A 10,774-nucleotide genomic window follows, 5' to 3' on the forward strand; every position below is an offset into this window, starting at 1 on the left:
TAGCCAGTTATTCGGCAGGAGTGTCGCAAATTTCTTCCATCCATTAAGGAGTACAGGAAAAAAAAAGAAGGATAAACTAGTCTTGTATTAAAATCATGGTTCGAGATGAGACCGTTCCCGCCCGCGGAAAGCGAGTGCCCTACGTTATAAGTTTTATAAACCCTCATAAAAACTGTAGACAAAAGGGGTTTTATCTAAATTTCAACACAGAGTTGATTGGAACGGAAGGTGCGAGACTCCTGCGGGAAAAGCGCGTCGAGGGGAGACCCCGCAGACGCAAAAGCGACGAGGGCGGACCGCCCGCGGAAAGCGAGTGCCCTACGTTCCAATCGACGTTCCATGTTTTACTAAATAAAAATTGAGCAAACTTGTTTTTCATCGAGTTTGTCTACAGCCTGAGCCCTTCAAACTAATGGGATAGTTGCTTTAAGTTGCTTTATAGGTGTTAAAATTCTGTTATGTTTTCATTTTCATTCCTATTAACGCACATTCACTTTTACTATCGGTTTTCTTGATAATATAAATATTATGGTTACAGGTATGACTAATAAAACATAGTATTGGCCACTTTCTTTGATCCAATCATAAATAAATGAGTTGTAAACATATTCCAGGAAAAACATATGAAAAAGATAAATACCTAATGTAATGGATCCTATTTCAGTAAAAAACGTTTGTTTTTTAGGAACTATACATAAAAAACAGTAAGTTGCTGCTCCCATAATTAAATATACGAGTAACTTATATATAAAGCCGAGGGCAATGGAGCCTTCCATTAATTCCTGATAACCTAAGCGGCCATAAAACCATTCCCTCCAAGTCATTTCCCCATAGAAATAAATACCGATAAAGATTAACCCTAGTACAGCCCAGCCGATAAGGGCATTACTTTTCTTTTTAACCCATTCAAAATGATTTTTTTCTAAAAAATGTCCAATTAAAAAGAAAGGAAAGAAAAAGAAGGTTCTCGATAAACTTAACCATTCATTCACTTCACCAAAGTAACCGATTATTAGAGAGACAATGATTGAAAGGACGATTCCATATTTCCTCGAGGAAAATATAAACAATAGTATATTCCAGCAGAATAAGCTTATTAAGAACCATAAAGCCCATCTTGGAGTCAATATTGTGAAGTCTATTGGTTCATCAAATACCTTCTGATAATAGAAGGTATATATCACCTGGAATATTACATAGGGAATTAAGATTTTCTTAATGAGCCCCCAGAGGTCCTTTTTACTTTTTATCTTTCTGGAAAAATAACCGGATACTAAAATAAAAGCTGGCATATGGAATGAAAAAATGAACAGATAAATAGTTAAAATCCATTGGTTTTCTTCCACCATTCTAGCTAATGTGTGCCCCAAAACAACTAGTACGATTAAGACAGCTTTCGCATTGTCAAAATACGGATCACGTTTCATGAAATCTTACCCCCTATAAAGAAACTGCCAGTTATATTTTCTAATCCTCATTTATGGTTTGAATGAAAAAGCCGGCGTTCCTCTAATATAGGATTGCCGGCTTGGAACTTCATTGGAGTATCTACCATATCACAGCTTGTTTACAGTTTAGTTAATGGAAAATAACAGTTTGATAACAGTCAAAAAACTGCCTATATCATGGGTCCACCCGCCAATTGGCTTACGGCGCTTACGTACCTGTTAGTGACTTGCCGGAACGACAATCCCTTCCATCATCGAAACTCCAGGCAGTTCCAGACGTTTTCGCCTTTTCAAAACGGGTAGTGTATTATATAAGCATGAGTATGATAACGTCTCTCTATAGGAGGAATGTTCATGAATCCGGTCATTTTGTTTGATGGTGAATGCAACTTTTGCGATTCGAGTGTCCAGTTCATTATAAAGCGGGATCCGCAGGGGCTTTTTCATTACGCTTCGCTTCAAAGTGAGGCAGGACAAGAGTTGCTGAAGAAGTATGATGTTCCTGCAGATATAGATAGCATGGTGCTGATCGAAAAGGATAAGGCCTACTATAAATCCTCTGCAGCCTTGAGGATTTGCCGCCGCTTACAAGGGGCATGGAAATTGCTTTACGGTTTCATCATCGTCCCAAGCTTCATCCGGAACTCCGTTTATGATTTCATTGCCAGGAACCGTTACAAATGGTTCGGAAAGAAAGAAGAAAGCTGTATGCTGCCGTCGCCAAGTGTTCGAAAGCGGTTTTTATAAGAAAATGTAGTGGATGGATTGAAATTGGACCTCAACAAAAAAAAGGACGATAAGCTCTCTTGGCTTTTCGTCCTTTTCATTGTGTGAATGTGGAGTATCTCCATAAATGATTGGCCGTAGGGTGCGCCATCATTTCGAGCCCTTTGTTTTCCGCTAGGTGCAGCGGTTCCCAGTTTTGGTCGTCTGTCTCCTTTAGGTAGACTTCGTGATGCGGGGCCTGATCATGATAGCCGGCGATATTGATTTCACCATTTCGGTAAAAGGTCCCGACCACTTTATAATCCACGGCAGGTGAAATGATGATCGGATTGCCTACAGAGTGTGTCAGCTGGATTGTCGTTTTCTCATGATTTGATAATATGCGCTTCACTATAACACCTTCATCCGAGGCCACTCCCTCCTCAAGGAAATCCCCATCATGGTTGTAAGCCTCACTTTTCCCGACCGCTTTAGAGAATTCAATCTCGGCTTCACTTTCCTTTTCGAGAATGTACACATCGACCCTGGTCCGGAAACGGGATGATTCAGGATCAAACCCGCGGTTGTCTCCTTTAAAATAGGGAACCTTTGAGGCCAGATTGGGGTTTTTCAGCCACTCTTCCGGTAAAAAAGTGGAATAGCGCAGCTGCCAATTTCTTTTCCTTTGACCATCCATATCGTTTTCAACCGACTGCAAAAGCTGTTTTACAGGTCCTATCTTTTTGGTATTCGTTATTTCCTCGATCGCCGCCTTTGCTTGTGATGAACCTTTTTTTACGGCTCCGACAATACTTGCTACAAGGGATTTCACGGCATAGGATCCCTGCTCTGAACGCGGTAGGGGCCGCTTCGCTTTAATGGTATATGTGTATTCCTGATCTTCACTAATACTCCGATCATTGAAGGAACATCCATTCACTTTCCCAATATCCACGCCGTTTCTATAAATCGTATATTCTTTTATTCCCTTGATGGGCTCCCATTCCAGGCTGGCTTGGCCTTTTGCGACAATTGTCGTGAATACCAAATCCAAAAGGATATTATCCTCTTTTTTATTTTCGGCGGTCGTTGATGTCTGTATTTTCATCCTGTTCACTGCCTGTTCTTTTTCATTCAAGCTATCTATCGTGTACGTATAGATGGTTCCTGGAGCCAGGCCCCGATCTGCCATCTTTGGCTCCGAGCCGCTGTAAATCAGCTCTCGCCCCCTGAATACCCTATAGTAACCACCTTCATCAGGCCAAATAAGCTTGATGGAATCCACTTTCCGTTCAATTTTGCACATCAATGAAGCCGTTTTGAATACCACTTGATGCTTCCTCTTATTGGAAACCAGATAAGCAATTCCCGCAAGACCAAGAGCAAGCAATGAATGCCGTGCAGTGAATGTAACTCCGCCTACTTTTAAACGGGGAAATGAATAATGGACAATCAACTTCTTCATCACCTCTTCTTTTATAGGTGTTATTCTTTACCCACTTTAATCCCTGAGAACACTTTGCAATGTGCTGTGCTGGCATAAAAAAACCGAGGGAATGTTTAATCCCTCGGTCATTTATATGTTTCACTGGATTATATTTTAACGGCGGCTTTTTTCCCCGCCTTTGCGTCCTGCTTCTTCACGGCTCATTTTTCCATCATCGGAATCATCACGTTGATTAGCCCGTGCTTCTCCGCCTTTTTCGCCGATTTCCTGATAGAATTCCTTGCCATGACTTTCGGATGTCGCTTCTCCGCCTTTTTTACCAATCTCTTGATAGAATTCCTTATCATGATTTTCGGATGTCGCTTCTCCGCCTTTTTGGCCAATCTCTTGATAGAATTCCTTATCATGATTTTCGGAAGTGGCCTCTCCGCCTTTTTGGCCAATCTCTTGATAGAATTCCTTATCATGATTTTTCGCTGTTGTTTCTCCACCTTTACGTCCTGCTTCTTCACGACTCATTTTCTCATTGTTGTTAGCCATTAAAAATTCCTCCTTATTATTTGGATTTTCCATGTACTAGCTACATTTGTCATGTACCCGCTTGAACAGCCATAAAACTAGATTCAGCTAAAAACTTCAGATTGTTTTTTTAGCGGCGGCTTTTTTCCCCGCCATTAAGTCCTGCTTTTTCCTGCTCATTTTTCAATCATCGGAATCACGTTGATCGGCTCTAGCCTCTCCGCCTTTTTTGCCGATTTCCTGATAGAATTCCTTATCATGATTTTCGGAAGTGGCCTCTCCGCCTTTTTGACCAATCTCTTGGAAAAATTCCTTATCATGATTTTTTGCTGTAGCTTCCCCGCCTTTGCGGCCAGCTTCTTCCCTGCTCATTTTTTCATTGTTGTTAGCCATTAAAACTCCTCCTTATTATTGGGATTTTTGATGAACTAGCTACAGTTTTATGTATACCCGATAGTTTTGATATAAAACTAGAATCTATTAAAACTTTTCCATTTTAAAAGGAAAAGCCTCATGGATGCTATCACCCATGAGGCTCCCCGCTTTTCCTTAACCTGGCTTCTGAATCCCTTCTCGCAGGCGTTCTGGCAGCTCCATAAGGGTTTCATTCAAAGTATCCAATTTCGTTTCAATCCTATGAAGCAAATAAAGGGTAACAATGATCGGGAACCCAATATCACTGACAAACGGCAGGATTTGATCCAATTTTTTCACCTCTCTTCCAGGGTGACCAACAAGACCCGCTCTTAGATGAGTTCCACTTCCTCGACATTCCGCTCGACAAGGCGTGCCGCTTTCAAATCGACGAAATCCCCTGAAGATGTAACGAACATGTTCCCCGCAATGATTTTTTCCATTGCCAGTTTAACCGTATTCACTTCGACCGGCTCCTTCGGATTATCAACGGAAATCGTCGCTGACTTTCCTTCCTCCGTAACGAAAATCAATTCCAGTACTTTAGCCATTTCAAATCACCTCCCCCGCTTTCGGCCTCTTTCCAAATACCGTTTAGCCAATCAATGAATACATATCCACCCGGGTCACTTCACCCATTGGATAATTCTGCACACTTGTGATTGCAACAGCCGTCGAAAACAACTGATCCGCCGTCGCCTCGACCTTGATGTTCGAAAAGGTTTTCCGCTTGAAAACGAGAGCCCCTTTTTCATTTAACCCCGTCTCAAAATCGATCCGCAACGTACTTGAAACTGGAATCTGGTTTGCCATGCCACTCACCCCCTTTCACACTCTATATAAACTTTTACAGAATGAAAGTAGCATGATCCTGAAATTTTGCAGGGAAATAGCAAAAAAGCTCCCCATCATTTGGGCAGCTCTAAAATCAGGAGATCCTTTTAATTATCTACTGTCATCATCCATTGTCTTCTTCTCTCACTAATAAATCCTTCTCAATCATGAGCGGTTCTTCTACAAAATTAATTCTTCTCATTATTTGTTGTATGACTCTCGGAAAGAAGTAAGCTCCAAAGAAAGCACAAGTAAAAGCCTGTGACCAAGTTTTTAACCATGCAGATAAGAATTGATGATCATACCCCCTATTTATTGAGACTAATATGAATGAAATAAAAAAGGACATACAAAAAGCCATTATACATGCATAAATAATATTTCTGTATTTAACGTTAATCTTCATTATTTTCTGCTTCAACTCCATGATTTAATTTTAGATTCCTTGATATTTCCCAACTATATTTTATTTCTTCCATTTACATTAGTAAAACCAATTTTTATAATAGATCTATTAGAATTACTAATACAAAGGGGTTAGTAGGGTTGAATTCGTATTATGCTTTTATCAAAACCATAGAAACAGGCAGTTTTACAAAAGCGGCTGAAGAACTTGGCTATACGCAGTCCGCCATTAGCCAAATGGTGCATTCATTAGAGGAAGAGCTTTCCACCACTCTTATCTTACGTTCTCGAAAGGGTATTACACTGACACCAGATGGCGAGGAATTTTTGCCATATATCAGGAAGATTTGCAATTCACATAGGGAACTGACTGAAAAGCATAAAGAGATGGAGGGACTGCAAAGCGGCCTTATTCGAATTGGCACCTTTTCCAGTGTTACATGCCATTGGATACCAGGATTGATCAAGGATTTTAAGGAACTTTATCCAACTGTACATTTCGAATTACATCAAGGAAATTATACGGAAATCTCAAACTGGATTAAAGAAGGCAGCGTAGACTTTGGCTTTGTGAATTCAAATGTTTCGGATTTAACTACGATTCCCTTGCAAAAAGATGAAATGGTGGCTGTAATGCCAGTAAATCACCCTTTAGCATCATCCACAGTAGTCTCCTTGGAGGGATTGCTAAAAGATCCTTATATTCTGTTGGATGAAGGAGTGATACATGAACCATTAATGATTTTTAAACAGTACAATTTTGAACCTGATACACAATACCGGGTATATGATCCTTATGCGATTATGTCCATGATTGAACAAGGGCTTGGCATTTCGATTTTACCGAAACTGCTCTTACATAAATGTCCTTATAATATTGTAACGAAAAGCATCTCTCCTTCTATTATCCGAACCATTACTTTGGCGTATAAGGATAAAAGGGTATTGCCAATCGCCAGCAGGTATTTTATTGACTTCATCATTGAAAGGTATAGGGAAATCTAACGTTTTTGCTTTTATCTTATTTTCCCTTTACATTCTTTTTTTATAACATACATTCCTGATGTGAAGTTAAATTGCAGTTGCCTTTAAATGGCATGTCATGTTCGGCTTTTCTGGGAAATAATAATCTCGAAAGGAAGTGGATGTTGATGTCATTAGAATGGTTTGACAGAGTAAGCGGGGAATTGCAGGATCATCTTAAATCAATTTGTGAGAAATACGATCGCAATGGCAGTATGATCGTGGAGCGCGGGTCTAAGCATCCACGCATCGAGTTTTATACAGAGCTGGAAGACGATGAGCGGGATTATTTTTCCTCGCTGTTTTTTGATCCGTATAATGAAGAATTTTATATGGAATCGTTCGATCCGGATTTAGGGCAGATCAGCAAAGTCATTCTTTCGGATATTGAAGATATCATCGATGCTGTCCACGAGAGCTTCCATAACTATTTGGAAGAAGATGAGGATGATGATGATTACGATTATGCATATGAAATGGATATGGATGATGAAAATGATGATTTGTATGATCCTGACGGCGAAAATTCCGATATATACGAAATCGATGTAGATTGGGAAACGCCTGAAGTGACTGCCTATATCCAGGATAATGAAGTGGAGGTCACCTATCAGTTCGGTATCGTTCAGGAGACGGGTGATGGTGTGCTGAAACGGATCAATCGGATTCGGACAGCGGATGATGATCTGATAAAGGATGAAACGAATTTCATTTTCAGCAAGGAAGAAGCAAGCACGATCATCGCCATGATAGCCAGTCATATGGATTCACTTAGTGAAATGGAATAAAACCAACAAAACCTTGTCCATGATCATCATGGACAAGGTTTCATCATATAATGATCAGTTCATATACCTCTGATAATTGCGTGACCCGTTCCGAATCACTCGCTTCCTTTGCATGCTTGATTTCCTGAGGAAGAATATGGTTAAGGAGACTGGCCTCTTTACCGGATAGCTTATTGACGAGTTCTTCTTCCGAATGAAAGTGTCCGCTTTTGATTTTATTATATATTTCCTGCGCTTCAGGATATTGGTCCGTATAGTTAGACAATATCTCACGTAAGTAACCAATCGTACGATCCATCAAACCATCCCTCTCGAATGTTAGATTTTTGCTTACATGCTATACCTTCCCCCATTTTTTGATGATAAATTCCTGAAAAAAAAGATATCCAAGTCAATGGATACCCAATTAGTCTTCTTCCCAAAACAAATCATCCAATGTACGGGATAATGCTTTACAAATCCCGACACATAAACTTAATGAGGGATTATACTTTCCGGATTCAATCAATCCTATCGTTTGCCTGGATACGCCGACAATCTTGGCCAGTTCTTCTTGTGACAAGTCCTTTTCTACTCTCGCAAGCTTCAGTTTTATATTTTTCAAGGGACAGCACCTACTATTTCTTATTATCTTAGCTATTTTTCATTCCGATTTTCTTCGCCAGCAAGTATATACCGCCAAAAAACAGAAGTAAAATCGGCAAATAGATCATAACGGATACAAATGATACCAATACAAAATACCATACGCCCTGGGAACTGCCATCGGCATAGGATACAGCACTATTCACGCCCATGAATATAGCGATGATAAGTGCTAAAGCAACCGTCCCAAGAATCGTCTTCTTGCTCATCGGTGTTTTGCTGTTGCGGTCATGCATCTCCACTTCATCCCAGAATACACCTAAGAAAATCGAACGAGCTAAGTAATACAGCCCCCCACCAACAAGAATCGCGAATTCCAGATATAACTCCCCGCTGCCTGCACCATATTTATATAATTTGAAAAGTGCACTCGCCAGGCAAATGACCAAGATGACATAATACATTTCTTTATAAATTTTATTTCTAACATTCTCAATCCGCTCATCCGTGATCTTTTTCGTTCGTTTAAATAGATTCATCTTTAATCGACCTCCATTTAATTCCATCGCTTACCCTTATTATATGATTCATTTTACTTTTTGCAACATATATATTACATTTTATAATTTATAAATTGCAATATGTATAAAAAAAGGTATCCACACATCAAGTCCGGATACCTCGCTAGCCTTATTTAGGGTTTTACTCATAAGTTTTGGGGATTTTCTCGTGAATTCTAAGCATTTACTCGTGAGTTTTTGGGTTTTACTCGTGAATTCATCATTTTACAAGTATATATCATCATGCTTAACCATTACTCTTCATTAAGATGATAGCAAAGTTGGACGACGCCAGAGGAAAAGCTTTTTGTATTAACCAGATTTAGGTTCAATCTCTCCTTTATGTCTATAAACAAAGGTTTTCCTTCCCCTAAAATAACAGGGTGAACAGATAACCTGAATTCATCAACCAGCCCCAATCTTATAAAAGAAGTAATAAGACTTGACCCTCCATAAAGCCAGATGTCTTTACCAGGCGTATTCTTTATTTTATTTACTTCTTCAACAATATCATCATTTATGATCGTTACGTTATTATCAGTGCTTTTTTTCGTTTTAGAAAACATGAATTTTTCTTTGCCATGAACGATATTCCACATTTCTTTCTCAGTATCGGATACCTCATTTTCTGGCGTATATTGCCCCCATAAATCATAGCTTTTTCTTCCATAAAAAATAGTATCAATTTGATTCAAGAAATCAATGAACCCCATTTCAGAGTCCATAATGCACCAGTCGATTTCTCCTTTCGGCCCTTCAATAAATCCATCTAATGTAACTGCTAAATCTAAAATTATTCTTCTTGGTCTTTCGTTCATGGTCATTCTTTAATCTCCTTCTGTCGTGTATCAGCAAAGCCAAAGGCTTCGCGGCATTATCCGAATGAACGTACTCTTGATTGCCTCAGGGAATCCCCCATGAAGCTCACTGCTTTTCAACATTTCATCAGAAGTTACTTCAGTTACGTTAGTTTTATCTTACAGCTTCTATCATAGTATTAAAAGATTGTATCAAAAACTAAGGAGACTTGCGATGAAAGCAATGGTATGCACGAAATACGGCTCACCCGATGTACTGGAACTCAAAGAGGTAGTAAAGCCAACCCCAAAGGAAAACGAAATACTGGTAAAGGTTCACGCGGCAACAGTGGCTTCCGGGGACGTACGAGTCAGGAGTTTCAATAGCCCTTTCTTATTATGGCTGCCGATGCGACTCTTCCTGGGCCTTAGAAAACCGCGAAAACCGATACTCGGAGTGGAGTTGTCCGGGGAGATAGAAGACACGGGGAGGAATGTGACGAAATTCAAAAAAGGCGACCAGGTTTTTGCCATGACTGGAATGAATTTCGGGGCCCATGCCGAATACACATGCTTACCCGAAGACGGCCCAATCGCAATGAAGCCTGCCAATATGACCTATGAAGAAGCCGCCGCCGTTTCTTTTGGCGGAACGACAGCTCTGCATTTTTTCAGAAAAGCCAATATCCAGGACGGACAAAAAGTCCTCATCTATGGCGCATCCGGTTCGGTAGGCACTTCCGCGGTACAGCTGGCCAAATACTTTGGAACAGAAGTTACCGGAGTATGCAGTGCAGCTAATTTTGAATTGGTGAAATCATTGGGAGCCGATAAAGTAATTGATTATACGGAAGAGGATTTTACGGAAAGACAAGAGCGATATGATATCATCTTTGATGCTGTCGGGAAAAGTTCGAAAGCCACATGCAAAAAAGCACTAACCCTGAACGGGCGATACGTGTCCGTTGAAGGACAGGGCATAGTAAAGGAACGTACGGAAGATTTACTATTTCTCAAAGAGCTCATCGAAACTGGAGAATTAAAATCGGTCATTGATAAACGCTACCCGCTGGAACAGATTCCAGAAGCTCATCGATACGTAGAGCTAGGACATAAAAAGGGAAATGTCGTGATAACTTTGGTTGATGATGATCGACCCTGACAAAACCCATAGTGTTTTTATTTGAAAAACGTTCCATTTGATTTCAGAAATCCGCTCCCTTTCCGCCGACTGTCTGCCAAGCCTCCT

At 40.2% G+C, this 10,774-nt stretch carries 15 protein-coding genes and 1 pseudogene; 4 read left to right on the plus strand and 12 right to left on the minus strand.

All coding sequences use genetic code 11. The features are described from left to right. Window positions 1–479: 479 nt before the first annotated feature. Complete coding sequence (locus ADA55_RS21320; protein ID WP_048687478.1) at window positions 480–1,427, minus strand: acyltransferase family protein; 948 nt, start codon at window positions 1,425–1,427, stop codon at window positions 480–482. 375 nt (window positions 1,428–1,802) lie between these two features. Here ADA55_RS21320 and ADA55_RS21325 point away from each other — a divergent pair, with 375 nt between their 5' ends. Continuing rightward, window positions 1,803–2,195, plus strand: coding sequence for a thiol-disulfide oxidoreductase DCC family protein (locus ADA55_RS21325; protein ID WP_048687479.1), 393 nt, complete (start codon window positions 1,803–1,805; stop codon window positions 2,193–2,195). A gap of 76 nt (window positions 2,196–2,271) precedes the next feature. On the opposite strand, the gene ADA55_RS21330 is transcribed toward ADA55_RS21325, so the two are convergent. The 7 genes and pseudogenes from ADA55_RS21330 to ADA55_RS21360 form a co-directional block, all read right to left on the minus strand. Then, entirely contained in the window at window positions 2,272–3,618 is a 1,347-nt protein-coding gene (locus tag ADA55_RS21330) for a DUF3238 domain-containing protein (protein WP_048883182.1), read from the minus strand. Window positions 3,619–3,753: 135 nt separating this feature from the next. Then, window positions 3,754–4,140: a KGG domain-containing protein gene (locus tag ADA55_RS21335; protein ID WP_048687481.1), complete on the minus strand. Its 387-nt coding sequence runs from the start codon at window positions 4,138–4,140 to the stop codon at window positions 3,754–3,756. A gap of 168 nt (window positions 4,141–4,308) precedes the next feature. Next, window positions 4,309–4,512: pseudogene (locus ADA55_RS21340) on the minus strand (KGG domain-containing protein); the annotation flags it as partial. Window positions 4,513–4,668: 156 nt separating this feature from the next. Further along, window positions 4,669–4,833 (minus strand): YvrJ family protein, encoded by a 165-nt coding sequence (locus ADA55_RS21345; protein ID WP_311765544.1) that lies wholly within the window; start codon window positions 4,831–4,833, stop codon window positions 4,669–4,671. Between the two features lie 32 nt (window positions 4,834–4,865). Beyond that, on the minus strand, window positions 4,866–5,084 hold the full coding sequence (locus ADA55_RS21350) for a DUF2922 domain-containing protein (RefSeq protein WP_048687483.1): 219 nt from the start codon (window positions 5,082–5,084) through the stop codon (window positions 4,866–4,868). Window positions 5,085–5,127: 43 nt separating this feature from the next. Next, window positions 5,128–5,346: a DUF1659 domain-containing protein gene (locus ADA55_RS21355; RefSeq protein WP_048687484.1), complete on the minus strand. Its 219-nt coding sequence runs from the start codon at window positions 5,344–5,346 to the stop codon at window positions 5,128–5,130. A gap of 145 nt (window positions 5,347–5,491) precedes the next feature. Next, window positions 5,492–5,794, minus strand: coding sequence for a DUF2798 domain-containing protein (locus ADA55_RS21360; protein WP_309247778.1), 303 nt, complete (start codon window positions 5,792–5,794; stop codon window positions 5,492–5,494). Between the two features lie 119 nt (window positions 5,795–5,913). Here ADA55_RS21360 and ADA55_RS21365 point away from each other — a divergent pair, with 119 nt between their 5' ends. Then, on the plus strand, window positions 5,914–6,777 hold the full coding sequence (locus tag ADA55_RS21365; RefSeq protein WP_048687485.1) for a LysR family transcriptional regulator: 864 nt from the start codon (window positions 5,914–5,916) through the stop codon (window positions 6,775–6,777). Window positions 6,778–6,923: 146 nt separating this feature from the next. Further along, on the plus strand, window positions 6,924–7,583 hold the full coding sequence (locus ADA55_RS21370; protein WP_048687486.1) for a hypothetical protein: 660 nt from the start codon (window positions 6,924–6,926) through the stop codon (window positions 7,581–7,583). Between the two features lie 43 nt (window positions 7,584–7,626). Here ADA55_RS21370 and ADA55_RS21375 read toward each other — a convergent pair whose 3' ends face one another. From ADA55_RS21375 to ADA55_RS21390, 4 genes are all read right to left on the minus strand, one after another. Further along, window positions 7,627–7,881: a sigma-G-dependent sporulation-specific acid-soluble spore protein CsgA gene (locus ADA55_RS21375; protein WP_034309781.1), complete on the minus strand. Its 255-nt coding sequence runs from the start codon at window positions 7,879–7,881 to the stop codon at window positions 7,627–7,629. A gap of 108 nt (window positions 7,882–7,989) precedes the next feature. Further along, window positions 7,990–8,187, minus strand: a complete 198-nt coding sequence (locus ADA55_RS21380) for a helix-turn-helix transcriptional regulator (protein WP_034309784.1) — start codon at window positions 8,185–8,187, stop codon at window positions 7,990–7,992. Window positions 8,188–8,215: 28 nt separating this feature from the next. Further along, window positions 8,216–8,707 (minus strand): DUF6773 family protein, encoded by a 492-nt coding sequence (locus tag ADA55_RS21385; protein ID WP_048687487.1) that lies wholly within the window; start codon window positions 8,705–8,707, stop codon window positions 8,216–8,218. A gap of 275 nt (window positions 8,708–8,982) precedes the next feature. Then, the gene (locus ADA55_RS21390; protein ID WP_048687488.1) at window positions 8,983–9,552 is read right to left on the minus strand and encodes a dihydrofolate reductase family protein; all 570 of its coding nucleotides are present in this window, start codon (window positions 9,550–9,552) and stop codon (window positions 8,983–8,985) included. 208 nt (window positions 9,553–9,760) lie between these two features. Here ADA55_RS21390 and ADA55_RS21395 point away from each other — a divergent pair, with 208 nt between their 5' ends. Next, entirely contained in the window at window positions 9,761–10,687 is a 927-nt protein-coding gene (locus ADA55_RS21395; protein ID WP_048687489.1) for an NAD(P)-dependent alcohol dehydrogenase, read from the plus strand. Window positions 10,688–10,774 lie beyond the last annotated feature (87 nt).

Origin of the sequence: Bacillus sp. 220_BSPC (genome assembly GCF_001054655.1) — a bacterium.
Lineage (GTDB): Bacteria > Bacillota > Bacilli > Bacillales > DSM-1321 > Peribacillus > Peribacillus frigoritolerans.